Origin of the sequence: Pseudomonas sp. PS01270 (assembly GCF_029959775.1) — a bacterium.
Lineage (GTDB): Bacteria > Pseudomonadota > Gammaproteobacteria > Pseudomonadales > Pseudomonadaceae > Aquipseudomonas > Aquipseudomonas atacamensis.
This window is the reverse complement of sequence record NZ_JASCPT010000005.1, coordinates 25103-48718: the sequence shown is the minus strand read 5'-3', so window position 1 is coordinate 48718 and position 23616 is coordinate 25103. Positions and strand designations below refer to the sequence as shown.

The following is a 23616-nucleotide window of genomic DNA, read 5'->3' as shown; positions in this document are numbered from 1 at the left end:
TCTCTCACTTTCTCACTCATTGCAATGGCTTTTTGCTACGCCGCGCAACTTTCGATCAAACCCTCCGCATCGAGCAGCTCCTGCGCCGTTGTCAGTGCTTCGTTAACCTGATCATCGAGCGATTTTCGAATCGATGATCGCCACCGATACCGAGTCGACTCCGGCTTGCCGTCGTTGGACCAGTTAGTGACGTCATACCAGGCGGCAGGCAGCACCGCAGATGAGCGCTTCCCGTCAGTGCCGCCAACCTGCGGTATTGCCCAGGTCAGCACTGCGCACTCACGGAACCGTTGCGGTGCCGGCGACTTCACGGAACTCAGCAGCTCGAGGATCGCGCCGTGCTTGCGCTCTTCGTGCGTTGAATACTTCGCAACCAGTGCGCGCCAATGCGCCGGCGTGAGCGACTTGTGCAGACGGCCGAACACCCAGCAGTCCTGGAGAAAGGCGGCTTCTTTGCCGACGATCTCCCCTTTCTGTTTGGCGCATTGGACCTTTGGCTCGAAGTCGCAGCCCCCAGTCGAGCTGATTGTCTCGGCGGCCAGCGCGCGGACTACGGCGGAAATCACGTTGCGATAGGTCATGCTGCAGCCCTCTTCAGTTCGCGGGTCTTGGCCCGGTATTCGGCCTTGATGGTTTTGATTTCTTCGACGGTGTGCTTGCAGGCCGGGTGCGGTCCTTCCAGCCAATCCACCTTTTGAGGACCGATCAGCTGCAAGAGCGAAAGCCGGTAATTCACCAAGTTGCCGGACAGGTGCGTGTTGCAGGGCGCGCATTGCTTCCACACGTTGAGCGGTTCGAATCGCAGCTCGGGGTTCGCTCCCACAGAGCGATAGTGCCCAGCGTGGTATTGGCCTTCGTGGTGCCGACCGCAACTGATACAAGGGCGATCGGCGTCACGCAGGCGAACCCACTCGTTGAATGCCGCCTGGGCTTCGCGCAGATGATCCGCCCTGCTCTTCAGCTTTTCCTTGCGGACCTGGATCTCGCGGCGATCGCGCTGCGCGATGGCCTTCCGGGCCTTCTCCGTGTGGCGCGGTGCATCAATGGCCGCGCAGGCCGGGCTGCAAACCGCCTGCCCCATCCGCGACGGGACGAATGAGGCCCTGCAAGTAGCGACTCGGCATTGCTTCGGTTTGGGCTGCTTCCGTTCAATTGTCATGCGGCCTCCTGGCTTAGCAAATCATCGAAGTACACGCCCTGCGGTGCGAAGCGCGCGACAATGCGATCGGTGTAGGCAATGCCCTGGGAACGGTTGAACAGACTGGTCACCGGGAAGCCGTCCGGCCCGAACAAATGGCACTCGCCCATCATGTCGAGCTTGGTTTCGTATGGGAGGTGACGCATCACCCGGTACCACTCAGCTTGAAACCCGGCATCCTCGTTCAGCAGGATCTGCACGCCGATGTGCAGCTTGCAGTAGCGCCGGGCTTCAGCCTCATCGCCAATCTGGGTCATTTCAGCGATGCGCTTGTACATTGCGAACCACAGCCGGTTCTGGTCTAGCGTGCGGTCTTTGCCCGGTCGCAGCGACACGACGACGAATTTTTTGTCGCGGAACATGGTGCTGAGCGCGGTAATGGCCTCGGAGAGCTTTGCCTGGCAGTTGACGCTGATCTTGTCAGTCATGCCTGAGCTGCCTTGTCTATTGCCGCGTCAAGGATGGAGCGAGTCTCTTCAAGCCCGGCGTACTCGCTCCAGTATTCACGCTCCAGCGCGCCGTCGACGTCGGCGATCGCTTTGCGCAGCGCCTCGTTCTCGGCCTTGAACTGGTCGATCCGCGTGCGCAGCACATCCGCGCGATGGCGGCCAAGTTCGGACGCTTGCACGGTGGACTGCACCCAATCGGTTTTCTCGACCCACTGCGAAAATGCGTACTCGATTTGCCCAAGCCGGTTGTTCTCAGCCAGCAGCTCCAGCGCCACCTCCTCCACGGTCTTCTCCCCGAGGAATTCCTGCAGCGCCTCAGTGTTGCGCTTCCAGTCTGCGCAGCCGGCACGGTAGGACGCCGCCTCGGCCCACAGCAGCTTCTGGAGTTCTTGTTTGTCGATGCTCATTGAGCCGCACTCCTTGCTTCCAATTGTTCGGCCTGCAGAATGAGCAGCGCCCGGCGGTCCGCCAGCTCATTGGCTGCCAGAATTCGCAGTTCTGTTTTTTGCTCGGCCGATGCCTGGCGCATGGCGAGCATCGAATCCTTCACCGCGGCGAGCCTCTCGCGCAGTTTTGGCGAAGGCCGCACAACCTCACCGGTGAGCAGCGCAACGACGGCACGACCGTCTTCAGTTACCGGCGTGACACTCAAGTCAGCCAGGTACTGCTGAGCTCTCTCCTGTGGGATCCGCCGCATCTGCACAGCCTTGGCGATCGCCTGCGTGCGGCGGTTGGCGTCGAAGCCGACGGACACATGCCAGTTGACGTGTTTGTTGTCATCCCGCGCTTGGCCGACCAAGCGCTCGTAGGCGCTGTTGAACGCCATGCGCGCACCGACCTTGTCGCCGGCATCGAGTACAGGTTTTGCCGCTGCCAACGCGAGCTGAATTTCGTCCGTCAGCACCACAGTTTCAAACTCGTCATTTGTGGTCATGGCGATCGCCCATGCTTCGTCCTTGCCCGGATGCCCGTCGGCGATCTGCACGCGCTGGAGGATGTCCGCCATTGCCAACTTGCCTTTCACCTCAAAGCGGCAGGCCTTCAGTGCGGCCTTCACTACCGGCACCGGGTAAGCGCAAAGGTCTTCAGCCATGATCGCCGCGGTGCCTGGGTTCATTTCCTGACCCATGGCCTCGGCGGTGGCGCAGATCGCTGCAGCGAGCCCGGCAACTTGCTGGTCGTTCATTTCATAGGTACTCATTGCGCTCCCCTGCTTGGCGCTTGGCCAAGACCATTTGCGCGGCCTGCTCGGCGGCGGAGACGTTCGCTTCGGTGCGTTCCATTTGGCGGGCAGTTGTCCCGTTGATGCGCTGCCCCGTAACCCACTGGGTGTGGTAGCTCTCGGCGTTGGCCAGCAGTTCGTTGAGGCTGTGGCATTTGCGGAGAACGGTGGCATCGCTGGTTTTCAGGAAGTGGGCGGCGACGTGATGCGCGACATCGGCGCCGAGGCGGTCGACCAGTTGGCCGAGCTGGCCACCGACCTTGGCGTTCCATACCGGCCAGGCGCTGTAGCGCTTGCGGTAGGCCATGGCGTAGTTCGCCCAGACCTTGAAGGTTTTGCAGGACTGATCCTTGGGGCCCGGCATGTCAGCGGGAATCTCAACCCGTGGCGCATCGGTGCGATCAACCACCAGAACCAGATTGCGGGCCGGCTTGTCCGGGCTGCCATGCAAGTCCTGACTGGTATCCTGATTGGTACCCTGATGATTGGTATCCTGATTTGTCGGAGATTTTTCCGACCCTTGTTCGGATTTTTCTCCGACCTTGCTCGGATTTTTTTCCGAGGTAGATCGGATTTTTTTCCGACCTTCGTTCTTTGGTGGGGTCGGATATTTTTCCGACCCGTCGAGCTTCTGGTTCCACTCGATCGCCTTCTCGGTCAGGCGAAACAAGGTGATGTTTGATGTGCTGGAAAGCTCAATCAAACCAGCTTCTTCCAGAGCCTTCAGCATGCGGTAGGCAGTGTCTGGCTTATCAGTGAGCAGCGGCAGCTCCTCGGTGATTTTTGCCTTGCTCAGCGCGAAGAAGATCCCGTCGTCAGTCTTGATTGGCTTGGTCCAGCTCGGGCAGCCGTAGACGAAGGCAAACAGCAGGGCCTGCTGAGAATTCAGCCCCCACTCCAACGCCTTCACCTGATTGATCGTGACGGTGAATTGCATATCAGGCCTTCCCGACCAGTTTGGCCAGTTCGAGGAAGCGATCGACGTACCAGTGAGGCTGCGTCTCGCGTGGGGATTGGGGGTTGGTCAGGTTCTTGCCGTAGGTCATGCCCTTCTCGGTCACCGACCAGAACGGAACCATTTCCTGTTTGGAGTTCTTGCGCTGGAGCTGCTTGAGGAAACCGTGGGCTTCAAGAACAAGGTTGAACGCCCGCGTTGTGCAAGCGACGCCGTTTTCCTTGATCAACGCGGTGACCGCCTTCGTCGGCATCGAGCTACCGCCAATGGCATCTGGCGCGGCATCGATCGCGTAACCCGGCAGGAAGCTCGACTCCAGACCGTTATTGGTCGCGATCTTCGCCAGCATCATCACTGGGCTGGATGGTGAAGGCTTGAGCAGGCGCGTGTAACACTCCATGAGCGCGAGTTCCCCGACAACCTTTGAACTGCTTGGGCTGGCGGCGTCGAATTTCCCGGTCTTGCGGATGCTAGGCAGAACCTCACCAACCACCCATTCCTCGAAACGTTCGGCGCCAACCAGCTTGGAGCGCATCACCAGACGATAGACATCGCGCTCAGGAATTACAGTCATGAAACCACCACCCTGTTTCGGGGTAGTGGTCGCGGCCTTGCAATGGCGAGAGATAGCGTTCTCTGGCTTGGCATAGCCCAAGGCGTCAGCGACATCACGGGCAATGAACCACGGATCGCCGAGCTCGTCGGTGATTACGCGGATGGCGCCGCCATCAAAGTCGAAAGGAATTACTGAGATGGTACGCGACACGTTTTGTGATTGGTTAAAACGTGTCGCGACATTGTTCGGGGTATTGCTGGAATTTGGCTGGCTCTGCATAATCGGGCCTCTCTAGTTTTGCGAATCAGCCGACCTTCTCCGTCGGCTTTTTTGTGCCCGGGATTCAGGCAGCCTTCACCGAGGCATCCATCACGTCTAGGCTCTGCCGAACGTGGCTGATCTCTTGGCGGATCAAGTTTTTCTCGAAAGAACTGACGTGGTTGTCATCCAGCGCCTGGTGCACCGCGATGGTCAGATCGGCGACCTCTTTGCCGACGTTGATCAGTGATTTGGTCAACGCTTGCGGCTCTGGCGCAGCTTTCGCAACGAGGTCGAAACCAAACTCGCCCGCCAGTGCAGCTAGAGGGCGCATGTCGCCTGTGTGCAGCAGAATCCCGAACAGATGCTCCACGGTCAGGTGGTGAGCGTCGTTGTCCGGATTGGCGCGCTGAAGCAGGCCGACGTGAGGAACGCCCATCTTCGCAGCCAGGGTCTTGGCTTCGTTGTCCAGGACAGCGCTCTGGCAGGCCCGCAGAAAATCTTCCATTCGTAAAACCTCAAATTTGTTTCCGTGGTGCCCTGCCATTACGTGAGCGATTATTTGTTCAGGCAGTCAGCGATGAACGTTTCAAGCTGCTGTGCGCTTGGGTCGCGCAGGGATTGGGCGAATCTCGTTCGCCTCAATGCGCCCGTCGTCATAAAGGGTGATTTCAATGCTTCTGCCGGCTCGAACCATTTGCGAGATCGCGCTCTGGTTCACGCCGAGAGCAGCAGCAAGCGCGGCTTGAGTGCCGTGCTCTTCTAGGTATTTGCTCAAAGGGATCTTTTTCATGGAAATTCCACGGCTTGATATCTGCCATGGATAGTAGCAGCGCTGCTTTTTATCAGCAACAAAATACTAGCAGTGCTATTTGCTTGGATATCAGCTCTGCTAATACTCTTGTCCGTATGAAAATACGCCGCTCACTTACCCCCGAAGAAGTCGCCGAGAGCGCCAGGCTTAAGGCCATCTATGAACAGCGCAAATCTGCTGCAAAAGCTGCCGGGCGCAGCCTGACGCAAGCGGATGTTGCCGAGGCGTGCGGATGGTCTGGGCAAAGTGCATTCAGCCAATACGCCACCGGCAAGGTGCCGCTCAATGTGGAAGCGTTGCTGAAGCTTGCAAAGGCGCTCAATTTTGATGCGAGCGAAGTTAGCTCCCGACTGTTATCCACTGTTGCCAGCGTGCAGCAAGAGCGCATTCAGCCAAGCGTAAAATTAGAAAATATCGAGACTTGGGATGACGAAACCCCGCTCGATGACGATGAGGTCTATGTCCCCTTCCTTCATGAAGTGGAGCTGGCGGCCGGATCTGGCAGGTTTGCGATTGAGGAAAGCGCCAACTCACGCTTGCGCTTCAACAAGAAAGACCTGCGCCACAACGGCGTTCAGTTCAGCAACGCCAAGTGCGTGAAGGTCGGCGGCAACAGCATGGTGCCCGTGCTGCGCGATGGCGCGACTGTAGGCGTGAACGTCGGGAAAAATTCCCTGAGCGATATCGTCGACGGAGAGATGTACGCCATCAACCACAACGGTCAGCTTCGCGTGAAGCAGGTCTACCGCATCCCGACCGGGATTCGCCTACGCAGCTTCAACCGTGACGAGCATCCGGACGAGGACTACACATTCCAGCAGATCCAGGAGCAGCAGATTTCAATCCTTGGGCATGTGTTCTGGTGGGCGATGTACTCTAGATAACGCCAGCTACGTATTTGTCATAAATTGACATTACGTCGTCTCTCTTGCCAACCGATACGAACAATACCCATAAATTGATCGTTGAATGATGATTTGATAATTGAGGAAATTTGTTTGCTCGAGTGAACGCAGAGCGATCTGGCGTACAGCAATATTCGAAGCTTTGGCTTTTCGACCGCGACACAAGGAGGTAAGTGTTGATCCCGCAATGGAACCACCAGGGAATAATCCCCCCTATCGATGAGAATGACCCGACAGCCTTGGAGCGCGCACCTTATCCGGTCACTGTCGAACAGGTTGTTGAGCGATTTTCTACTACGATTGAAAGATGCGACATACTCGAAGGTTTTCTCTCTCATAGGGCTGAGCTTCACCGTATGGGCGTGAATTCGGGCTTCCAATGGTTGAATGGAAGCTTCATGGAGCATGTGGAGCTGCTTGAAGGAAGGGCGCCAAACGACATGGACGTGGTGACTTTTGCGGATATCCTTCCCGGCGTTGAGGCGGCATTACAGCCAGCAGATATCAACACATTGACCGACAACCGATGGATCAAAGCGACTTACAAGGTTGACTTTTATCTGCTCCCGCTTTCCGAACCTGCGGAATATTTAGTCGAGATGTCAGCATACTGGTACAGTATGTGGTCTCACAGAAGGTCGCAGCAATGGAAGGGCTTTTTAAGCGTAAGGCTTGAACCTGACCATGACGCCGATGCTAGGAACCTTTTGGAGAATCGCAAGCGGGAGGTCCAGAATGAACAGAACTGAATTCACCCATGCGCAGGCTGAAATCAATTTCTTGGATCGCATGTCGCGCAAGCCGGGCCTTAGCAGGCTCGCACAATTATCAATAAACTCGAGAAAAGAGCAGGTAGAGTCTCGCCTCCAAGATCCCGGCCGCGGCGCCTTTTCTCCTGCGAAAGCAGTTGTCACTTATAAAGGTGCCCCTGTATGGGGCGTGCACGGTGTCGTGGCGGAATTCGGAGCAATCGCTACTGCGAAGTTTTCGGAGGCCATTGCTGCGGTCGCAGCATCAATAGGTGGGGTACTGAATGATTTTGGACCAATACCGAACAAAGCCCAGAATCAAATCCTGATAACTGGAACGGCTATTGGCTCGTTCGGATTTGAATTCGAAGAGGCCCCCTCCCTCGAGGCCCAATTACCGCTGGAGGGGACGACCTCGGTTTCGCAGGCGTTTGAGCTAGTGGCCGAGCTGCTTGAGGCATCGACAAAAAGCGATGAAGAGCTTTCCGAACCCGCGTCCAGGCTAGGCACCCGTGCGCTTGCAATGATATCGGATTACCTCGATAAGCTGATTGCATACGAAGCGTATTGCTCTATGGCAACGCGGGATCACTTGTTCACATTCACCAGCGTGGATCAAGTCCGGATTAGCAGATCTCGCCTAAGCATCGAGAATATTGTAGAAAAAGACGTTCAGTTTACTGGAGAATTTTTGGGTGCATTTCCTGCCGAAAGACGGTTTGAATTCAAAACTCAAGAAGGATCGATTATTCATGGAAGGATTGCCGCCTCTGTTGAAGATCCAGCTGTTATCAATATGCATCTAAACAAAGCATTCACTGTTCAATTACGAGCTAGAACGGTTGGCAACGGCCGGCCTAGATACACTCTTACCACGCTTCCCTGGTAACGAAGCCCGGCCTAGCGCCGGGCTTTTTCATGCCCACCCTCCCCCGCCCTCCACCTCCTTTGACCAATGGTGGCGCAGGGCCACGAATGGTAAAATCTGAGCTCAATTGATGGAGGGATCCAATGAAAGGTTTTGGGACCGTTGCAATGGTTGTCGGCATCTGCTGGCTGGTATTTGCGCTTGGTATGGATGTTTCCGTCGCGACGGGATCCGGCGGTAGGGTTAACAACCTTGGGCTCATGGCTGACCGCCAAGTGCATACCATCGTAGGCGGCATGATTATGTTGGCAGGCTTACTCATGATTTTGCTGGGGGGCAAATCCTCCGCGGCCCAAGTTGGCACTGACACCGACACTCGCCCCTGCCCTCTCTGTGCCGAATCTATCAAGATGGCAGCAATAAAATGCAAACACTGTGGTGCTGACGTTGAGCCGATGGCAGCTCCGAGACTGAAAAATGGATGGGTCGCTTCGACTTCCTGTCGTGACGAGGAAGAGCGGCTGCGCACGATAGAAGCCATTGCTGCCACCGGACTTCCCGTAGTTTCGATGATCGGCCTGGCCGTTGGCGCAGGGCCATTCGAGACGAAGGACGAAGCCAAGCAAGCCCTGATCACAATGCGAGACGGCCCGAGACTGTTCAGCGAGATTGTTTACAGGGATTCAGTGAGCGGGAAATATCCGCCCATCACTGACAGTATTATCGAGCGTTCCTTTCAGGGTTGGACAGTTCGGATCAAAACCCCTCCAGCAGACTCTCTCAGAATTGAGAACCTGCTTGAAAGTCTAGCGATACCAGTGCTTGCGGTAGATGGCAACACTATCATCACGGGCCCCTTTGAGAATGAGCAATCCGCCAAAGTGGTTTCTGTGGAGCTCAGTGACAATCATGATATTCAATGCAATATGTACTGGGTACCGTCTTAAAGCTGATCCAACGAGACGACCTATCAAGCCCGCTGAACGCGGGCTTTTTTACGCCCGCAAAAATTATTATTAGCAGCGCTATTTACTTTAAATAGCAGCACTGCTACTTTTATTCGCAAGCCGGACAACTCGCCCCAGCAGCGAAAGCCGCGCAGCTCTTTAGCGACACCCTTTGCCGGATCACCACCGGCCCAGATTCAAAGGCAGCGATGAACCGGCCTCAACGGTTCTGAGGGTTGGCAACTGACCCGGGCGTGCAGCGTAAAACGTCGAAAGCAGTTATCCAGCGGGAGAACAAGCCGAAAGGCCCGCGGCTGGAGGAACAATTTGATTGAGCCGATGACGGCCGCCGGCAGCGGGTCACGGCAGGAAAGTTTCACTGATGCACCTGGTGACGGGTGCATTGGGAAAACAACCGAGGGCAACTCAATGAACAAGGTAATTCACATCACCCTGCGCGGAGAGTTGCAGGTCTTCGCTGATGCCGACCTAAACGCCTGCATCCGAGAGGCGAACAGGCTCAACGCTGAGCGCGGGCTCAAAAGCGGCGTGCGCGTTGTTGAGTGCGAAGACGGCCATCGAATGACGGCGGTTGATTGCAAGGCTGCTGCCCGATCCTCTCTATGAGAGCGCATCGGAGTGTGATCTGAAATGGCCCGCCATAAACCAAGAAACTGGAATATGTGGTCAGGTCAGATCACACCCCGATGCGGACGAAACTGCGGCCTATAACCGCCCATCTGCATCAGGAATGAATCACAGCGAAGTGAGCAAGCGAGGCACTTACTTCGCGGTGATGAACCCGCCACAAAGGCTGTCCAGCAAGCTCTGGCCGCCTTTGGAATTGAAGAATTCCATCGACTGCTTCACTTCCATTTCGTACCGAGGATTTGTAGCAACATCACTGATGTGTTTCGCCATCTCGTCAGTCATGCCCTCTTTCTGCTCAGTCAGGAATTTTTCTAAAGTGATACCTGCTTCTGGATGTTTCTTTGCGCACGCCTGGGTGGATGCGACAGCCATAACCGCAGTGTTGTGGTCTGCGACAACGTCGGTGGTAGCCGAAGCTGGGACAGCATAAGGGAGGGCAATCACCGCAATGGCTGTCGCACTGCGAACTTTACTCAGAAACATTCAGATCTCCAGATCTCAATTATTTGGCATTGATGCCAAGACGTATCGGCCAAGCTCGCTGGTTCCTTTAGCGATTTAGTAACCCTTCCCCGACACCACCCGAATGCCCTCCCCTCCGCGCCCAACGGCAACCAGCGGAGCGGATGAGTGCATTGCGAGTTTTGTTGGATCAACCACATGGAGCAAATCATGGCCGAGCAACGAGCGCCGTACCCACGGTCGGCGGACAACGCTGATCAGATGAACCTGCCCGAGGGCAAGACCTGCGACGACTGCGTGCACTGCAAGCGCTGCACTGCGATGTTCGGCCACATCCCTGCGGATGAGTCGTGCGACTGGAGCCCCTCGCGCTTTCGTGAAGCCATTCCGGCCACCGCCTAACCCCAAACACTGGAGGTCGCCATGAGCGATTGGCAAGACATCGCGACGGCGCCACTGGATGGCACAGAGATTCTTCTGGCGTCCATCGGCCAGACATTCGACGGCGCTCCGGTTCCTCCTCGCGTGACCCTTGGGCATTACACGGTTGGCGACGAGCTGCTCCGGGACGCTGGCGATTGTGGCGGGGCCTGCCACTGCCCGGAGTACGAAGAAATCGAACCATTCTGGATGTCGTGGGATGGCGGGTTCACTGATGAGAATCCACCGACGCACTGGCAGCCGCTTCCCGCCCCGCCCACCGAATAAAGCCGATCTGGAGGCAACCATGAACGCAGCACTGAAGATTTGTCAGGCCATGCACGACGCGCAGTTGCCTCCGATGGTGAGCGAGAGCGCGCAGGAAGTGGCTCGGGCTGAGTGGCTTTACAATGCGACCGAGCAGTTGGTGCGGTTCGGCTGCGACGTCTCGTTTCAGCGCCGCATGCGCCCGGCTCTGGGCGTCACGCTGGCCCAGTTCGCTCTGGCAGTTGATGAGCATGCAAACGGACGGCTCGCAGACTGCGAGGTCACCACGGCTTCGCTGGAGTACCTGCTGATCGCTGCCGAGCGCGGTCACGCTGACAAGGTCGCCGCCGCCGAACTCCTCGGTCCAAGCGATCACCCACTGGGCAAGCTCGGCGAAATCGCAGAGGGCCTACTTCGACCCCTTGTCGATGACGCGCTGATCGCCCAGGCCGAGGACAACGAGCTATGAGCAATCAGGTAGCACTGGCCCGGCTGGGCCTTGAGATCGCGAAGATGCGCAAGTCCTGCACTCCGGTGCCGGATCGCACCTTCGTCATGGGCATGATCGAAATGGCGGAGTTCGCCGAGATCATCGACACCCGCACCGCCAATCGTTATCGGGATGCGCTGGACGCCAAGTTCGTCGAGCGCAACACGCATCTGAAAGGAGTTTCGGCATGACAACCCCTCTGGTGAAAACGCTGGTCGATGAGCAGCTCGACGATATCGAGCGCCGCATCGCGATACTCGGTTTCGGCCTGCCCTTCAATGAGGTGATCGGTCGCAAGCGCGAGGATCTGGTCGACAGCCTCCCGCAGCGCCTGTCGGTGACCATGAAAGGCAGACGCATCGCTGTGAGGGCTCGGCCATGAATCTCTTGTACTGGATTCTCGTTGTGATTCTTGTAGACGGCGCAGGCGCCTACGGCATCGTGAAAGACGGCTCGGGCACTTGCCAGGTGCCGCGCTCCACCACCTACCAAGTATTCCGATGACCGGCCGGCAGATGGCCCGCCGAATTCTCATCTGGCGAGGATCGTTCCCAGTCCTCGCGATTTACACCTTCCTGATGCTGCTTAGCGCCCTCGCCGACCGCATCACCTCCTGACTTTCAACTTCAAGCGCTGCGCACGGCGCGGCAAGGATTCCCCGTGTCTACGAACATGCAGATCTGGGACAAGGTCAGCACGACCGATACCCGTTACACCAAAGCCGCCGAGGTTGGCGGGCAGAAAATCACCAGCCTCAACGGCACGGCGATGATCATGAAAGCGACTGAGGTTTTCGGCCCGGTCGGAATTGGCTTCGGTTGGTCGATCGTTGAAGAACGCTTCGATGAGGGTTCCGAAATGGTCAGCGGCGAAGGCGACAAACGCCTGGTGCTCGGTCGCGAGCTGAACCACACCATCAAGATTCGTTTCTGGTTCGAACTGGACGGGAAGCGCGGCGAGATCGAGCAGTACGGCTGCACGCGCTACCTCTACAAATCGAAGTACGGCACCACCACAGACGGGGAAGCGCCGAAGAAGTCGCTGACCGACGCCATCAAGAAATCTCTGTCGATGCTCGGCTTCAGTGCCGACGTGTTCCTCGGGATGTTCGATGACCACACCTACGTCGAGCAGCTCAAGGAAGAACAAGCGATCGAGCAGGCAGTGGACAAGGACGCCGAAATCCTGCGTCAGAAGCAGGAGCGTCTGGAGTGGCTGAATTCTGCGGTGGAAACGATGGGCAAGGCCGTGACCGCCCACGAACTGAAAATGCTGAACGTTAAATACATCCGCGAGGCGACCCGCCGCAACGAGCCGACTTTCATCGCCCGAATCACTCGCGCCTTTGAAGAGCGCAAAGCGGCCATTGAGCCCGGCAAGGAGAATGCAGCATGACCCAGCTCTACGCACTGACCGGCAAGCTCGCCGAACTTCAGGGAATGGCAGACACCGACGACGAGGGCCTGAAAGAGGCCCTGCAGCATGCGATGGACGAAATCCAAGGCGAGTTCGAGGTGAAAGCTGACAACATCGTCATGCTGCGTCGCAACATTGAAAGCGACGTGACCGCCATCGATACGGAGATTGAGCGACTTACCGAGCTCAAGCGCATCAAGTCCAACAGCGTTGCGCAAATCAGCGATTACCTGCGCCGGAACATGGAAGCCGCCAACCTCAAGTCGATCAAGCGCCCGCTGTTCACCATCACCTTGGCCCTGGGCAAGGAGAAGGTCATCGTCGACAACGAGGACGCGGTGCCAGACGAACTGACATCTGTGAAAACGAGCATTGCCCCGGACAAGAACGCGATCGCCGCCAAACTCAAGGAAATTCGCGAGCACAACGAAACCGTGCGCAAGCGCATGGCCGCCGGCGAAGACGCAGAACACGAACTGCTCGAAGAACCTGCCTACGCGCATTTGGAGCGCGGCGACAGTTCGATCCGGATCAAGTGAGGCCAGCATGATCAGCAACCACCTCAACCTCGTCGAGCAGCACCGACCTGACTCCGAGTCGATCGCTGAACGAATCGCGCAGTACTTGGCCGCCGGCGGGCGGATCGACCAACTGAAAAACCCGCCGCGCAATCCACTGCCACCGCCCCGCTCGAAGAAAATAGACCCTGAAACGGTCCTCAAGCGGCGGCCGAAGCCGATATCCGCCGCCGAACGCAAGGCGCTGCGCAAAATGGCTGACTCGCTATGAAGTCGAAACGCAAACCCAACAACGGTTTCGCCCGGGCTGAACGCAGTTGCCGGGCCTTACTGCGCACCAACCACGTTGCGGTGGTGAACATCGATCCCAGCGGCAGCCAGATCATGGCGAACTGGAAGAGCTGCAAGCAGATCCGCAGTCTGGCGATCGCCAACGCAATCTTCGATTTCTCCTACCGCTGGACGATCTATATCGCCGCCATGTGTCGAGACGAGCGCGGCGCCGAGTACATCAAGTCGGTGGAGATCTCGCCCGAGGGCATCTACAAGGTCGAGCGCCTCACCGATGCGATCGAGCATTACTATCTGGAGCTGCGCAACAGCGCGAATCCAAACCATCTGGTTGCGTCAGGGTGGATTGCGATTCCCGACAAGATATCAATGGACGAAGCCCAAGCCGCGAAGCTGTTCTACGCCGCCGGCGCCTGGCATCAGGTGAAGGTCGCAGCGTGAGACGTTTTCGCACCCAACAACGCAAACGACAGACCTGGCTGGACTTGCCAGCCAGCGGAATTGAAGAGGTAGGCCATGGCCAAGACTGGCAAAGAGCGATCAGCGAAGGCTGCCGAAAAGCGGATCGAGTACGACGAGAAGGAGTTGCGGCACCGGGTCAGGCTCGGCACCCGGCAGAAGCTTGATGAACTGATGGCCTGGAACGGCATCACGGAAATCAACGAGGCGGTGCAGAACCTGATTCTGAATGCTCATGCGCTCGGGCCGACCCTTTCCTACCAGGCGATGGAAAGTCCGCGCCACAAAGTGCAGATAAGCGAAAACGTGGCGCGGATGTTCCGGGAAGAAAGCCTAGCAGAGTTAAAGCGCGACCCTGGGGATGAATAGCGGACTAGCTACCACTCCAAAGCTTTACTTATGCAGGATTTGCTCGATCAAAACTTATTTTTGCAATGCCTCCTGCCCCTCTAACATCTTTAACCCTCATAATAAAATTATCGACAACTTCTTTTCCCATCCCATATGAGTACGTGATCGAAAAACTATAATCTTTACTTTCTGCATCCAAGGGCACACGAAACTCAACGGACTTACCAGCAGCAATTGCACTACCACTATAAACCTGGGACTTACCGATAGAGACCGACACACCTTCGGCATTCTTCCCAATATTTTCTATTTTAATAAAAACGTCCATCACCCGGTCTGATGCAGTGGGGACCCGAGCAGAAAACTTCATATTAGGCCGATTTTCGTACTCGGCTATTTGCCTGCTGTATTTTACATTTTCCAGCTCATTTTCTAGTTGCCTACCAGCGATGCCAACCATTTCTTTTTGCTGGTCTACCGAATTTTTCAACTCCTGCGCCTGTAATTGCAACGCCTCCGAGCTTAATTTTAATTCGCGTCCCTGCTGAATATATCCGAGCACCAACCAGAGAAAAGCTATCGGCCCAAATACACCCGCGAGAAAATCACCTATTGCGTTAAGCTCAAGAGTTGGAAGAGTTGTACGCTTCCAATACACAAGAACGGCTACGCACACTAGATAAACGCCCGTTGCTACCCCACCGACAACTTCTGATTTTACCTTCATATCTCGCTCCATCGAATGATCGCGAGATAATAAACGCAGCACCAATTCTTTGGAAGCATTTTGCCATCATTCGTGGCACTTCCAGCCACCGAGGGCAAGCCTGACTGGATCTAAAGGCGCACGGAATTGAAGAGGTAGGCCATGGCCAAGAGCAATGCAGATCGCTCAGCGAAAGCCGCGGCGATGAGGAAATCAGGCTGCACTGCCTGCCCGGTACTCGCCAAGCCCTTGCTGAGCTGATGGCATGGAGCGGCATCGAGGAGCAGGGCGAGGCGATCACGCTGATGATTCACCATGTGCATGCGATGGGGCCTCAAAAGTGTCTGCCGATGCTGGATCCTCCGCGACACGAAATCACGATCAGTGAGAACGTGTCGCGTAGGTTGGAGCTGGCTTTTCAGAGAGAGCTGGTGAGGGTTTCTAAGAGTATGTCAACTGAGGAAAGCTATTAGCTGAATGCCAAGCGGGCTTGTCCTTCTCGCCAGCATGCCATCACCGCTCATCCCGGTGTTCAGCCCGTCGGTAGTGACCAAGCCTCTCTGGAAAAGGTCCTTCCAAATGGAATCGCGAATATCGTTATGACCTTTCAATTCTGGCATTGCCAAATCAACGACAGTGGCAAGCGACCCCATTGTCCAGTTAGGCAGATGCTGACCTCTCTGATCGAACCAAGCTTGAGGACGATCGAAGAGCTGCAATAGTTTGATATGCGTCACTGTGCAGACATCAACAAAATTCAAGAAGAGTTGACGGTAGTCGTCTGCCGGGCAGGATGGCAGAGCTGAATTACGGACCGCATTTTTAAGAGCCTCGAGCTTTTCTATCTGATGATTTCTCAGAGAAATAGCGCATACCTCCGCCACGGTACTAATGAATGCTTCGTTCTCGTGAAGGTCTTCTTCGGTTACAACCTTCTTTTCAAGCAGGTCGTTTATAACCTCCCCGATTTGAACCATGGTTTCCCATCGCCGCTTTGTAAGGGGAGACTCTATTGCAGAATTGAATACCTCTACCAAAGCTCCTCCGACACCAGGAACGAATGAGAGTGCTATACGGGTAGCGCGGTGGATTTTCTCGCTGTCCGGCTCCAAGTTTGGGTCAATAGCATCTATATCGATTCTACTCATACAAGCCCCTTGATCCGGCCCCATGCCGGGCCGAACACAAATACCCCACTTATACGAATCACGCCAGCCGGCGAGGCAATCGGCTGTCTGGAGCAATTATGAATCCCTACCTGATCACCGGCCCGGCCCAGATCGGCATCAGTGGTGGTCGCACCAGCGGGCACATGGTCTACAAGATCCTCGAAGCACACGGCGGCACCCTCCCGCCTGATGTGCACCTGTTCTTCCAGAACACTGGCAAAGAGCGCGAGGAAACGCTGATCTTCATCGACCAGATTGCGAAGCGCTGGAACGTGAACATCGTCTGGATGGAATGGTGCCGCAAGTACGGCCAGCCGGATGACGCGCCCTGGTACAGGCTGGTGGACTTCGAAACTGCCAGCCGCAACGGCGAGCCTTTCACGATGATGCTCGAGTATTACGCCGCATACCGGAAGGCCGAAAAGAACCTGCCTCCGGTGCTGCCGAACTTCTCGAACAACATGTGCACCGCGTATCTGAAGGTGAAGATCGGCGAGAAACACATGCGCGCCCTGGGATACACCGAGTGGGATTGCGTTGTCGGCATTCGCTACGACGAGCCGAAGCGGTATCACCGAATGATGGCTGCCAATGATCGCGGCGGCACCCGCTGGGACAACGTGTGCCCGTCCTACACCGCCGGCGTCACCAAGGAGGATGTCGGCGCGTTCTGGACGGCCCAACCGTTCGATCTCGGAATGGACTCGGACTTCGGCAACTGCGACCTGTGCTGGAAGAAGAACGAAGGAAAGCTGATCAAGACCATCATGGATGACCCGTCGCGGGTAATCTGGTGGTCAGGCACTGAAGAGCGGTTCGGCCAGGTGTTCAGACAGGATCGAGCAGACTACAAGACGATGGGCTGGTCTGCCGAGCAACGCTCCCGACAGACCAACTTCGATTTTGAGTATCTCGCCGAAGACATCGAATGCTTCTGCGGCGATTGATTTTCATAATATTGGCTTCTGTGTCCCCGGGTATGCCTCATCAAGCTTCTCATACGCCTCTTTTACACCGCTTTCCAGAAACGCACGGACTTCCGCAACACTTTTAAATTCAGCAAGCGATATATCCAATGCAACTTTTGACAAGTGATCCACTGACTCACGAGCTTTGTTTCGATGATCAATCATACCTTTGAGCTTATTATATTGCTCTTCCGTCATATTTTTTTCGAACTCTGCACGATACCTAAAAGACATGTCATGCTGCCGATCAAAGTCACGCTCATGCATATTCATTCTCATCTCGATTAAACGAACCGCCGACTCTTGCGCAGCTGCGACTTGAATAATTAAAGCGTCCCGAGCAGAGCGTTCCACTTGCGATTGTTGGGATTCGAATGTCTTCGTCTGTAGCTCATTCATTCGATCAAACTCTTTCTGCTGAGCGCCTAACAATTCGCGCTGCAAAAATACGGTTTTCAAAACCGCCATTAGAGTCACGAAAGAAACAAGTGGGCCGAAAACACCACCAATATAACTACCAAAATTCGACCACTCGCTAGACACACTCGAAAGCTCACCACCGAATTTTAGTCGATATAAATATACCGCTATCGCGAGCGCAACGATTAGTGGCAGCAAAGAGAACAACCAAAATCCATTTAACGAACGAAAATATTTATTCATGTATTGCCCTCATGCTGTTCCAATTCTTTTCTGGATGATCGCATGACGGCAATTAAGTAGAAATCCCCCCTCCATCGCCCGGGCATGACCCGGCATAGGACGCCCCATGCCCACTGCAATCGATTTGTTCGCCGGTCTCGGCGGATGGTCCACCTGCGCGCGCTGCATCGCCAGATTTACCGGGGGGCGGTCTGCAATCGCCACCTAGCGGCTTGGAGCAGTTGACCACTGAACAAGGAAGCGAAGTCGGGTCTGAGCATGATCGCCTCGACTGTCAGGTGCTCCCTTCCCTCTCGCAATAGCTTCCTGAATCCGTCTTGAAACTCGGGGGATTGAACCAGTTTGATTGATGCTTCAACCGGATGCTGCGCTCGGTTCATTGCCTCCCATTTAGATGGGTGGTATCCAAACTCGTGGCATTCCCTAATTGCATCAAAAATCGCCTCAGCAAATGCAGCTCTGACCTGCTCCACGCAAACCTCCTTGCTTATAAGGATGGCACATTGCCGTCCACAACCTCCTGAATACCCCAAATCATCAACTCACGCCACCTCAGGCGAGGACCCCCCTATGTCCGCACAACAGATATTGCCTCATTTCATCCATGGCCAGCCGAGCATGGGCCTGCCGTTCGAAAAGGAACTTGTGGTGGACCTGTTCGCCGGCGGCGGTGGCGCCAGCACCGGCATCGCCCGGGCATACCGGGAGCCGGACGTGGCGGTGAACCATAATCCAATTGCCCTGGCTGTGCACCGCGCCAACCATCCCACGACGGCGCATTACGTCGCCGACGTGTTCGAAGTTGATCCGCGAGAAGCCACGGGAGGCCAGCCGGTGGCAATCATTTGGGCATCGCCGGATTGCCGTCACCACAGCAAGGCCAAAGGCGGCGCGCCACGCGATCGCGGCGTGCGCGGTCTGGCCTGGGTTGTAATTCGCTGGCTATTCGCCACGAAGTCGCGCCTGCTCTTCCTCGAAAATGTCGAAGAGTTCTGCGATTGGGGCCCGATCGACGATAACGGCCAGCCGATCAAGTCTGAGCGCGGCCGCACCTTCAAAGCGTTCATTGCCGCAATCAGCACCGGCCTGCCCGCTGATCATCCAGACATGCCGGAAATCATCGGAGCGATCGGAAAGTTCGTGCCGATGGACGCGTTGGTCCGAGGACTGGGCTACAACGCCGAATGGCGGGAGCGCATCGCGGCGAACGCCGGCACCCCGACCATCCGCAAGCGCCTTTACCTGGTGGCCCGCAGCGACGGGAAGCCGATCGTCTGGCCCACGCCGAAACGTCACAAGCGGCCAACCGCGAAACAATTGCCGTGGCGCTCGGCGGCAGAGTGCATCGACTGGAGCAACCTCGGGCGCACGATCTTCCGCGACAAACCGATGGCTGAGAACACGATGCGCCGCGTGGCCAAGGGCTGCTGGCGTCATGTCCTGACCAGTGCGAAGCCTTTCATTGTTCCAATGCGCGGCACCTCATCGGCGCACACCAGCACGCACGGAACCGACGAAGCGCTTTCCACAATCAGCGCGGGCGGCACCCATCACGCACTGGTGCAGCCGGTTGCTGCGCCCTTCCTCACCGAGTGCGCCAACGGATCAGCACAGCGAAACTTCAACGTGCAGGAGCCGCTGCGCACGCAGGTCGCCCAAGTCAAAGGCGGACACTTCGCGATGGCGGTAGCGCATATGACTGCGTTCGGGCAGAACGCAGCGGGCAGCTCGCCTGACGATCCAACTCAGACAGTTCTGGCCGGCGCCACGCGTCACGGCATCGTCACTGCGTTTTTCGAGCAAGCGAATGGCGGCTTCTACAAAGGCGATGGCAGATCGGCTTACGATCCGATATCGACCATTTGCCAGTCCGGGGCCAATCAGCGGCTGGTAAGTGCTTACCTGGTGAAGTACTACGGCAACGAGAAGGACGGCATCTCGCTCAATGAGCCGATGCACACGCTGCCGACGAAAGACCGGGTAGCGGTTGTCGAGACGGTGCAGGTACCGGACACGCTGACGCCCGAACAAATGGAAGGCGCCCGGCGCTGCGCCGCGTTCATGCACAAATATCTGCCGGAGCACTTCAACGACCCTGCCGAAATGGTGATGGTCGGCGGTTATGTGCTGATCGATATCACCCTGCGCATGCTACAACCGCCTGAGTTGAAGGCCGCGCAAGGCTTCGACAAAAACTACATCATCGATCGCGGACTGTTCGTCGACCCGGCCACCGGCGCTGAAGAATGGCGCGATATCAAGAAGGTCGACCAGGTGCGATTGATCGGCAACAGTGTCTGTCCCGACGAAGCCGAGGCACTGGTCGCCGCCAATGCCGCAGACATAATCGAGCTTTACCGGCGCCTCGCAGCATGACTCGCTACTGTATAGACGTGGCTCAAGGCTTCACGAAAGAGGATTTACCCCACATATAAAAACCTCCGCATGAAAGTAAAACCCCAACTACAAATACAATGCCAAACATCCAACTAGCTAATACAAATCTCTCATATCTTGCGGCTGCAAGCTTGAGCGGCTTTTCCATCTCCTTCATAACTCGCTCGGTTTCTTTGGACGCGGGCGAGGCGAGATTCAATTGTTTTTCAACGAAAGCCAATTGAACTTCATCAAGCTTGGACTGATCGCCCCCAACACTGTTTATTAGCTTAATGGCTTTATTAGTTGCTTCAGCCATCTGCCGGTATGACTCTAGGTATTTGTCTGTCTGATAACGCATTTCAACGTAGTCGTTGTCTGCTTCAACTTTTAGAGGCCACCAGTAGTAGTAGCTACCAAAAATCATAACAAGGCCCAAAATTGCGAGGCATTTTGGCAGGCTGTCAGTAGGTATTGTGACCAAGGTCTGAAGTCCTTTTCGATTTAGAAAGATAGAGGATCTTGCATTGCCCTAAATTTGCTTGCAACTGCAAATGCTAAGTAATTGAAAGGGGTACAAATGTACTCCGCTTCTAGCCATCTCCTTAAAGTCAGCCGCTATAGCGGCAAGGACGACCCATGTCTCAAATAAAGGAACGGCCGATCCTGTTCTCGGCGCCGATGGTGCGCGCCATTCTGGATGGACGTAAGACGGTAACGCGCCGCCCGGTCAAAGGGTCGGCCCTGAAATGGCTGGAAGATTTCGTGCCGGAGTTCGTCGCGCTTTCAGCCAATGAGCTTTGCCCGTTCGGCCAGATCGGCGAACGACTGTGGGTGCGTGAGGCTTGGCAGGATGTGCATCCGGTCCAAGTCATTGATCGCTACTCACAGCCAGGCCGGGCCGGAATTCCTGGTCCTCCGGGAGTCACTTATCAAACGATCTACCGAGCGGACGGTGACTACCCGCCGGTCCATTACACACATGAGCATCCCTACAGATGCCTCGAGCCAGACCCAAACCATGGATTTCGCGGAGCGGCAGATTCCGGTTGGACGGGCTGGACACCAAGCATCCACATGCCGCGCTGGGCCTGCCGCATCCTGCTGGAGATCACCGACGTGCGCGTCGAGCGGTTGCAGGACATCAGCGACGATCAGGCCGAGGCCGAAGGCTGCTTCTTCACCGATTACGGGCGCAAGTGCGGTCACTCCGGGAAAGGCTGGACCGAGGTCGGCGACTGCCCGGCGCCGAAGGATCATCACCCCCAGCGCGACGGCTGGATGTGGGACAAGACAATCAGTCATGAACAATGCCTGGGTGCGCCACGCTGGGCGTTCGCCAACCTCTGGAACTCAACCGGCGGCGACTGGGACGCCAACCCGTGGGTCTGGGTCGTTGAGTTCAAACGGGTGACGCCATGATCACCAAGTGCTTACTCGGCTGCACCCTCTTCTTCTGGCTTCCATTGGTACTGACCATAAAGGCGGTGATCGGATGAGCGAACAACACCGTATTTTGGTCGGTGACTGCATCGACATGATGCGGACGCTGCCCGACAAATCAATTCATACGTGCGTGACTTCGCCGCCCTACTTCGGCCTGCGCGATTACGGCGTCGAAGGCCAGATCGGCTTAGAGGAAACCCCGGGCGAGTTCATCGCTCGCCTGGTCGAAGTGTTCCGGGAGGTGCGCCGAGTACTACGCGACGACGGCACGGCTTGGGTGAACATGGGCGACAGTTACGCCGGCAGTTGGGGCGCGCAAGGCAGGCCTCAAGGTGACGGACAGATGGCCGGGCGCAGCGTCACCTCAGCCCGCCAGATCAACGAGCATCCACGATTCAAGTCCGGTACCGGCGTGCGCGGCCGCGAGATGGGTATGAAGTCTAAGGATTTGATGGGCATGCCTTGGCGCCTGGCGTTCGCGCTGCAGGATGACGGCTGGTATCTGCGCCAGGACATCATCTGGAACAAGCCAAACCCGATGCCGGAGAGCGTCCGAGACCGCTGCACCAAATCGCACGAATATGTGTTCCTTCTCAGCAAGTCGAAGAAGTACTACTTCGACCAAGCGGCGATCCTTGAGCCGTGTTCGCCCAACACTCACGCCAGGCTGTCGCAAGACGTACAGGCGCAGATCGGCAGCGAGCGGGCGAATGGCGGCGCCAAGAGCAATGGCAACATGAAGGCGACTGCGCGGAAGACCAACGGCGTTGGCTGGGGTCATGGAAGCGATGCTGATGAGCGTCAGCGTGGAAGGGTCAAGGATAACGACTCGATGAACTCGGCACTCGCGATCATGCCGACGGAGCGAAACAAGCGCAGCGTTTGGACTGTGGCCACACACAGCTTCAAGGGCGCCCACTTCGCCACCTTCCCGCCCGACCTAATCCGCCCTTGTATTCTCGCCGGCGCCCCGCGCGGCGGTGTGGTGCTGGACCCGTTCGGTGGCGCCGGTACCACTTCGCTGGTGTCGATGCAGGAAGGTCGCCGTTCGATCATCTGCGAGCTGAATCCAGAATACGCCGCAATGGCTCGGCGCCGGATTGACGCGGCATGGCTCGACGGCGCAGCGCAGATGGACGTGTTTCACGACGCGAAGGCGGTGTCGGGATGAACCGCATGGTCAGCGTCCGCACCGAGGAACTGACCGGCCCGGCGCTGGACTGGGCGATCAACGCGATCGAGGGTGATCAGCAGCCCGCCGCCGGCCAGCTGGATCTATTCGCCCTGCCCGACTCCGAGCAACTGATCACGAAGTACGGCGTCTGGGTCGACGCTGGCCACCGGCACTCATGGCTGGCCGACGCAACAAACGAACCTTTCAACCGCCAGCCCGGCGAAACTCGAACCATCGCAGTGTTCCGCGCTGTGGTGTTCGCCAAGCGCGGCGCCGCGGTGAAAGTCCCCGCCGAACTGATCCAGCAATAACCCCAACCACTCAACAGCCTGCCGGTGTACGGCGGGCGAGGTATTCGTATGTCCACACTGAACCGCTTTCATGAAACAGCGAGCGATGCCTTGGAGAAGATCAGCGCCAGCTTGCCGGCCGGCGCCAAACTCTGCCTTTCCATCTACCCCCCGGAAAAACCAGAACTCGACATCGTACTGCAGGACAAAGGGCTCGACCTGAACGAGGTCGTTTCAACCCTGCGTCGGCGCGGCCTGAGCATCGACGGCGACAACGCCTACAAGCGCGATCTGCTGGACTGCGTCGTCGGCGCCTTGGCACACGGAGCACAGAACAGGAATCCACCGCCGGCCGGACACTGGGGCCAGCGCTTCTGGGATATCGGTCGTGAGGAGCGCGGACTGCACGAAGAGCTGGTCGCGGCACTGAAGCTCACCCGCGAGAACCTGCGCGCCTGCCAGGCAACGATCCACTTGGCCGGGTACTTCGACCCCGCCTACGTCAACGATGCACAGGCTGCCAGAAGGTCGCCGACGCAGTCCTAGCCAAAGCCGGCGCATAACCCATCACCACCTTC

At 56.8% G+C, this 23616-nt stretch carries 34 protein-coding genes and 1 pseudogene; 21 read left to right on the top strand and 14 right to left on the bottom strand.

Annotation, left to right across the window (positions count from 1 at the left end; genetic code table 11):
- Positions 1 to 35: 35 nt before the first annotated feature.
- The 9 genes from QMX86_RS03350 to QMX86_RS03310 form a co-directional block, all read right to left on the bottom strand.
- Positions 36 to 581 carry a hypothetical protein gene (locus tag QMX86_RS03350; RefSeq protein ID WP_282381984.1) on the bottom strand — a complete coding sequence of 182 codons (546 nt, stop codon included), beginning with the start codon at positions 579 to 581 and terminating at the stop codon, positions 36 to 38.
- Entirely contained in the window at positions 578 to 1159 is a 582-nt protein-coding gene (locus tag QMX86_RS03345; protein WP_252878038.1) for a recombination protein NinG, read from the bottom strand. The genes QMX86_RS03350 and QMX86_RS03345 overlap by 4 nt, the downstream gene beginning before the upstream one ends.
- Complete coding sequence (locus tag QMX86_RS03340) at positions 1156 to 1626, bottom strand: hypothetical protein (RefSeq protein WP_252878037.1); 471 nt, start codon at positions 1624 to 1626, stop codon at positions 1156 to 1158. Before QMX86_RS03340 ends, QMX86_RS03345 begins: the two co-directional genes overlap by 4 nt.
- Positions 1623 to 2054, bottom strand: coding sequence for a hypothetical protein (locus QMX86_RS03335; protein WP_282381990.1), 432 nt, complete (start codon positions 2052 to 2054; stop codon positions 1623 to 1625). Before QMX86_RS03335 ends, QMX86_RS03340 begins: the two co-directional genes overlap by 4 nt.
- A complete protein-coding gene (locus tag QMX86_RS03330; RefSeq protein WP_282381992.1) occupies positions 2051 to 2848 on the bottom strand; it encodes a hypothetical protein in 798 nt (265 codons plus the stop codon). The genes QMX86_RS03335 and QMX86_RS03330 overlap by 4 nt, the downstream gene beginning before the upstream one ends.
- Positions 2835 to 3806 carry a phage replication protein gene (locus QMX86_RS03325; RefSeq protein WP_282381995.1) on the bottom strand — a complete coding sequence of 324 codons (972 nt, stop codon included), beginning with the start codon at positions 3804 to 3806 and terminating at the stop codon, positions 2835 to 2837. Before QMX86_RS03325 ends, QMX86_RS03330 begins: the two co-directional genes overlap by 14 nt.
- Before the next feature lies 1 nt (position 3807).
- Positions 3808 to 4659 carry a BRO family protein gene (locus QMX86_RS03320; RefSeq protein WP_282381997.1) on the bottom strand — a complete coding sequence of 284 codons (852 nt, stop codon included), beginning with the start codon at positions 4657 to 4659 and terminating at the stop codon, positions 3808 to 3810.
- Between the two features lie 64 nt (positions 4660 to 4723).
- Positions 4724 to 5146, bottom strand: coding sequence for a phage regulatory CII family protein (locus QMX86_RS03315; RefSeq protein WP_282382000.1), 423 nt, complete (start codon positions 5144 to 5146; stop codon positions 4724 to 4726).
- 81 nt (positions 5147 to 5227) lie between these two features.
- Positions 5228 to 5431 (bottom strand): Cro/CI family transcriptional regulator, encoded by a 204-nt coding sequence (locus tag QMX86_RS03310; protein WP_025110113.1) that lies wholly within the window; start codon positions 5429 to 5431, stop codon positions 5228 to 5230.
- 116 nt (positions 5432 to 5547) lie between these two features.
- Here QMX86_RS03310 and QMX86_RS03305 point away from each other — a divergent pair, with 116 nt between their 5' ends.
- From QMX86_RS03305 to QMX86_RS03285, 5 genes are all read left to right on the top strand, one after another.
- Positions 5548 to 6336, top strand: coding sequence for a LexA family transcriptional regulator (locus QMX86_RS03305; RefSeq protein ID WP_282382087.1), 789 nt, complete (start codon positions 5548 to 5550; stop codon positions 6334 to 6336).
- 197 nt (positions 6337 to 6533) lie between these two features.
- Positions 6534 to 7106: a hypothetical protein gene (locus tag QMX86_RS03300; protein WP_282390381.1), complete on the top strand. Its 573-nt coding sequence runs from the start codon at positions 6534 to 6536 to the stop codon at positions 7104 to 7106.
- The gene (locus tag QMX86_RS03295) at positions 7093 to 7995 is read left to right on the top strand and encodes a hypothetical protein (RefSeq protein WP_282382009.1); all 903 of its coding nucleotides are present in this window, start codon (positions 7093 to 7095) and stop codon (positions 7993 to 7995) included. Before QMX86_RS03300 ends, QMX86_RS03295 begins: the two co-directional genes overlap by 14 nt.
- A gap of 122 nt (positions 7996 to 8117) precedes the next feature.
- A complete protein-coding gene (locus QMX86_RS03290; protein WP_282382011.1) occupies positions 8118 to 8921 on the top strand; it encodes a zinc ribbon domain-containing protein in 804 nt (267 codons plus the stop codon).
- 327 nt (positions 8922 to 9248) lie between these two features.
- Positions 9249 to 9548, top strand: coding sequence for a hypothetical protein (locus QMX86_RS03285; protein WP_282382012.1), 300 nt, complete (start codon positions 9249 to 9251; stop codon positions 9546 to 9548).
- Between the two features lie 156 nt (positions 9549 to 9704).
- On the opposite strand, the gene QMX86_RS03280 is transcribed toward QMX86_RS03285, so the two are convergent.
- Positions 9705 to 10055, bottom strand: a complete 351-nt coding sequence (locus tag QMX86_RS03280; RefSeq protein ID WP_282382015.1) for a hypothetical protein — start codon at positions 10053 to 10055, stop codon at positions 9705 to 9707.
- A gap of 189 nt (positions 10056 to 10244) precedes the next feature.
- Here QMX86_RS03280 and QMX86_RS03275 point away from each other — a divergent pair, with 189 nt between their 5' ends.
- The 10 genes from QMX86_RS03275 (at position 10245) to QMX86_RS03230 (ending at position 14264) form a co-directional block, all read left to right on the top strand.
- Complete coding sequence (locus QMX86_RS03275) at positions 10245 to 10436, top strand: hypothetical protein (protein WP_282382018.1); 192 nt, start codon at positions 10245 to 10247, stop codon at positions 10434 to 10436.
- 21 nt (positions 10437 to 10457) lie between these two features.
- The gene (locus QMX86_RS03270) at positions 10458 to 10742 is read left to right on the top strand and encodes a hypothetical protein (protein ID WP_282382020.1); all 285 of its coding nucleotides are present in this window, start codon (positions 10458 to 10460) and stop codon (positions 10740 to 10742) included.
- A 19-nt stretch (positions 10743 to 10761) separates the two neighbouring features.
- Complete coding sequence (locus tag QMX86_RS03265; protein WP_282382022.1) at positions 10762 to 11190, top strand: hypothetical protein; 429 nt, start codon at positions 10762 to 10764, stop codon at positions 11188 to 11190.
- A complete protein-coding gene (locus tag QMX86_RS03260; protein WP_024013561.1) occupies positions 11187 to 11402 on the top strand; it encodes a hypothetical protein in 216 nt (71 codons plus the stop codon). Before QMX86_RS03265 ends, QMX86_RS03260 begins: the two co-directional genes overlap by 4 nt.
- Positions 11399 to 11593 carry a hypothetical protein gene (locus QMX86_RS03255; protein ID WP_282382024.1) on the top strand — a complete coding sequence of 65 codons (195 nt, stop codon included), beginning with the start codon at positions 11399 to 11401 and terminating at the stop codon, positions 11591 to 11593. Before QMX86_RS03260 ends, QMX86_RS03255 begins: the two co-directional genes overlap by 4 nt.
- A gap of 290 nt (positions 11594 to 11883) precedes the next feature.
- A complete protein-coding gene (locus QMX86_RS03250) occupies positions 11884 to 12606 on the top strand; it encodes a hypothetical protein (protein ID WP_282382089.1) in 723 nt (240 codons plus the stop codon).
- The gene (locus QMX86_RS03245) at positions 12603 to 13166 is read left to right on the top strand and encodes a siphovirus Gp157 family protein (RefSeq protein WP_282382026.1); all 564 of its coding nucleotides are present in this window, start codon (positions 12603 to 12605) and stop codon (positions 13164 to 13166) included. The genes QMX86_RS03250 and QMX86_RS03245 overlap by 4 nt, the downstream gene beginning before the upstream one ends.
- A gap of 7 nt (positions 13167 to 13173) precedes the next feature.
- Entirely contained in the window at positions 13174 to 13416 is a 243-nt protein-coding gene (locus QMX86_RS03240; RefSeq protein ID WP_282382028.1) for a hypothetical protein, read from the top strand.
- Positions 13413 to 13877, top strand: coding sequence for a hypothetical protein (locus tag QMX86_RS03235; protein ID WP_282382030.1), 465 nt, complete (start codon positions 13413 to 13415; stop codon positions 13875 to 13877). Before QMX86_RS03240 ends, QMX86_RS03235 begins: the two co-directional genes overlap by 4 nt.
- Before the next feature lie 75 nt (positions 13878 to 13952).
- Positions 13953 to 14264: a hypothetical protein gene (locus QMX86_RS03230; protein ID WP_282382033.1), complete on the top strand. Its 312-nt coding sequence runs from the start codon at positions 13953 to 13955 to the stop codon at positions 14262 to 14264.
- A gap of 28 nt (positions 14265 to 14292) precedes the next feature.
- On the opposite strand, the gene QMX86_RS03225 is transcribed toward QMX86_RS03230, so the two are convergent.
- Together QMX86_RS03225 and QMX86_RS03215 are read right to left on the bottom strand one after the other, a co-directional pair.
- On the bottom strand, positions 14293 to 14973 hold the full coding sequence (locus QMX86_RS03225; protein WP_282382036.1) for a hypothetical protein: 681 nt from the start codon (positions 14971 to 14973) through the stop codon (positions 14293 to 14295).
- Positions 14974 to 15404: 431 nt separating this feature from the next.
- Positions 15405 to 16100: a hypothetical protein gene (locus QMX86_RS03215; protein ID WP_282382039.1), complete on the bottom strand. Its 696-nt coding sequence runs from the start codon at positions 16098 to 16100 to the stop codon at positions 15405 to 15407.
- Positions 16101 to 16198: 98 nt separating this feature from the next.
- Here QMX86_RS03215 and QMX86_RS03210 point away from each other — a divergent pair, with 98 nt between their 5' ends.
- Positions 16199 to 17068 carry a hypothetical protein gene (locus QMX86_RS03210; RefSeq protein WP_282382042.1) on the top strand — a complete coding sequence of 290 codons (870 nt, stop codon included), beginning with the start codon at positions 16199 to 16201 and terminating at the stop codon, positions 17066 to 17068.
- Between the two features lie 3 nt (positions 17069 to 17071).
- On the opposite strand, the gene QMX86_RS03205 is transcribed toward QMX86_RS03210, so the two are convergent.
- Positions 17072 to 17752 carry a hypothetical protein gene (locus QMX86_RS03205; protein ID WP_282382044.1) on the bottom strand — a complete coding sequence of 227 codons (681 nt, stop codon included), beginning with the start codon at positions 17750 to 17752 and terminating at the stop codon, positions 17072 to 17074.
- Positions 17753 to 18322: 570 nt separating this feature from the next.
- Here QMX86_RS03205 and QMX86_RS03200 point away from each other — a divergent pair.
- Positions 18323 to 20128: a DNA cytosine methyltransferase gene (locus tag QMX86_RS03200; RefSeq protein WP_282382046.1), complete on the top strand. Its 1806-nt coding sequence runs from the start codon at positions 18323 to 18325 to the stop codon at positions 20126 to 20128.
- A 22-nt stretch (positions 20129 to 20150) separates the two neighbouring features.
- Here the strand turns inward: QMX86_RS03200 and QMX86_RS03195 are convergent, their stop codons facing one another.
- Positions 20151 to 20612, bottom strand: a complete 462-nt coding sequence (locus QMX86_RS03195; RefSeq protein ID WP_064361221.1) for a hypothetical protein — start codon at positions 20610 to 20612, stop codon at positions 20151 to 20153.
- A 155-nt stretch (positions 20613 to 20767) separates the two neighbouring features.
- Between QMX86_RS03195 and QMX86_RS03190 the strand changes: the two genes are divergently transcribed.
- The 4 genes and pseudogenes from QMX86_RS03190 (at position 20768) to QMX86_RS03175 (ending at position 23601) form a co-directional block, all read left to right on the top strand.
- Positions 20768 to 21550 carry a hypothetical protein gene (locus QMX86_RS03190; protein WP_282382052.1) on the top strand — a complete coding sequence of 261 codons (783 nt, stop codon included), beginning with the start codon at positions 20768 to 20770 and terminating at the stop codon, positions 21548 to 21550.
- A gap of 73 nt (positions 21551 to 21623) precedes the next feature.
- Positions 21624 to 22745: a site-specific DNA-methyltransferase gene (locus QMX86_RS03185; RefSeq protein ID WP_282382055.1), complete on the top strand. Its 1122-nt coding sequence runs from the start codon at positions 21624 to 21626 to the stop codon at positions 22743 to 22745.
- Positions 22742 to 23059: a hypothetical protein gene (locus QMX86_RS03180; protein WP_282382058.1), complete on the top strand. Its 318-nt coding sequence runs from the start codon at positions 22742 to 22744 to the stop codon at positions 23057 to 23059. Before QMX86_RS03185 ends, QMX86_RS03180 begins: the two co-directional genes overlap by 4 nt.
- 48 nt (positions 23060 to 23107) lie before the next feature.
- Positions 23108 to 23601 (top strand): annotated as a pseudogene (locus QMX86_RS03175) (hypothetical protein).
- Positions 23602 to 23616: the final 15 nt, after the last annotated feature.

Excerpts from the sequence above, each read along its gene's own strand:
- QMX86_RS03350 (WP_282381984.1), bottom strand. The coding sequence starts at position 581 with ATGACCTATCGCAACGTGATTTCCGCCGTAGTCCGCGCGCTGGCCGCC.
- QMX86_RS03345 (WP_252878038.1), bottom strand. The coding sequence starts at position 1,159 with ATGACAATTGAACGGAAGCAGCCCAAACCGAAGCAATGCCGAGTCGCT.
- QMX86_RS03340 (WP_252878037.1), bottom strand. The coding sequence starts at position 1,626 with ATGACTGACAAGATCAGCGTCAACTGCCAGGCAAAGCTCTCCGAGGCC.
- QMX86_RS03335 (WP_282381990.1), bottom strand. The coding sequence starts at position 2,054 with ATGAGCATCGACAAACAAGAACTCCAGAAGCTGCTGTGGGCCGAGGCG.
- QMX86_RS03330 (WP_282381992.1), bottom strand. The coding sequence starts at position 2,848 with ATGAGTACCTATGAAATGAACGACCAGCAAGTTGCCGGGCTCGCTGCA.
- QMX86_RS03325 (WP_282381995.1), bottom strand. The coding sequence starts at position 3,806 with ATGCAATTCACCGTCACGATCAATCAGGTGAAGGCGTTGGAGTGGGGG.
- QMX86_RS03320 (WP_282381997.1), bottom strand. The coding sequence starts at position 4,659 with ATGCAGAGCCAGCCAAATTCCAGCAATACCCCGAACAATGTCGCGACA.
- QMX86_RS03315 (WP_282382000.1), bottom strand. The coding sequence starts at position 5,146 with ATGGAAGATTTTCTGCGGGCCTGCCAGAGCGCTGTCCTGGACAACGAA.
- QMX86_RS03310 (WP_025110113.1), bottom strand. The coding sequence starts at position 5,431 with ATGAAAAAGATCCCTTTGAGCAAATACCTAGAAGAGCACGGCACTCAA.
- QMX86_RS03305 (WP_282382087.1), top strand. The coding sequence starts at position 5,548 with ATGAAAATACGCCGCTCACTTACCCCCGAAGAAGTCGCCGAGAGCGCC.
- QMX86_RS03295 (WP_282382009.1), top strand. The coding sequence starts at position 7,093 with ATGAACAGAACTGAATTCACCCATGCGCAGGCTGAAATCAATTTCTTG.
- QMX86_RS03290 (WP_282382011.1), top strand. The coding sequence starts at position 8,118 with ATGAAAGGTTTTGGGACCGTTGCAATGGTTGTCGGCATCTGCTGGCTG.
- QMX86_RS03280 (WP_282382015.1), bottom strand. The coding sequence starts at position 10,055 with ATGTTTCTGAGTAAAGTTCGCAGTGCGACAGCCATTGCGGTGATTGCC.
- QMX86_RS03275 (WP_282382018.1), top strand. The coding sequence starts at position 10,245 with ATGGCCGAGCAACGAGCGCCGTACCCACGGTCGGCGGACAACGCTGAT.
- QMX86_RS03270 (WP_282382020.1), top strand. The coding sequence starts at position 10,458 with ATGAGCGATTGGCAAGACATCGCGACGGCGCCACTGGATGGCACAGAG.
- QMX86_RS03265 (WP_282382022.1), top strand. The coding sequence starts at position 10,762 with ATGAACGCAGCACTGAAGATTTGTCAGGCCATGCACGACGCGCAGTTG.
- QMX86_RS03260 (WP_024013561.1), top strand. The coding sequence starts at position 11,187 with ATGAGCAATCAGGTAGCACTGGCCCGGCTGGGCCTTGAGATCGCGAAG.
- QMX86_RS03255 (WP_282382024.1), top strand. The coding sequence starts at position 11,399 with ATGACAACCCCTCTGGTGAAAACGCTGGTCGATGAGCAGCTCGACGAT.
- QMX86_RS03250 (WP_282382089.1), top strand. The coding sequence starts at position 11,884 with ATGCAGATCTGGGACAAGGTCAGCACGACCGATACCCGTTACACCAAA.
- QMX86_RS03245 (WP_282382026.1), top strand. The coding sequence starts at position 12,603 with ATGACCCAGCTCTACGCACTGACCGGCAAGCTCGCCGAACTTCAGGGA.
- QMX86_RS03240 (WP_282382028.1), top strand. The coding sequence starts at position 13,174 with ATGATCAGCAACCACCTCAACCTCGTCGAGCAGCACCGACCTGACTCC.
- QMX86_RS03235 (WP_282382030.1), top strand. The coding sequence starts at position 13,413 with ATGAAGTCGAAACGCAAACCCAACAACGGTTTCGCCCGGGCTGAACGC.
- QMX86_RS03230 (WP_282382033.1), top strand. The coding sequence starts at position 13,953 with ATGGCCAAGACTGGCAAAGAGCGATCAGCGAAGGCTGCCGAAAAGCGG.
- QMX86_RS03225 (WP_282382036.1), bottom strand. The coding sequence starts at position 14,973 with ATGAAGGTAAAATCAGAAGTTGTCGGTGGGGTAGCAACGGGCGTTTAT.
- QMX86_RS03215 (WP_282382039.1), bottom strand. The coding sequence starts at position 16,100 with ATGAGTAGAATCGATATAGATGCTATTGACCCAAACTTGGAGCCGGAC.
- QMX86_RS03210 (WP_282382042.1), top strand. The coding sequence starts at position 16,199 with ATGAATCCCTACCTGATCACCGGCCCGGCCCAGATCGGCATCAGTGGT.
- QMX86_RS03205 (WP_282382044.1), bottom strand. The coding sequence starts at position 17,752 with ATGAATAAATATTTTCGTTCGTTAAATGGATTTTGGTTGTTCTCTTTG.
- QMX86_RS03200 (WP_282382046.1), top strand. The coding sequence starts at position 18,323 with ATGTCCGCACAACAGATATTGCCTCATTTCATCCATGGCCAGCCGAGC.
- QMX86_RS03190 (WP_282382052.1), top strand. The coding sequence starts at position 20,768 with ATGTCTCAAATAAAGGAACGGCCGATCCTGTTCTCGGCGCCGATGGTG.
- QMX86_RS03185 (WP_282382055.1), top strand. The coding sequence starts at position 21,624 with ATGAGCGAACAACACCGTATTTTGGTCGGTGACTGCATCGACATGATG.
- QMX86_RS03180 (WP_282382058.1), top strand. The coding sequence starts at position 22,742 with ATGAACCGCATGGTCAGCGTCCGCACCGAGGAACTGACCGGCCCGGCG.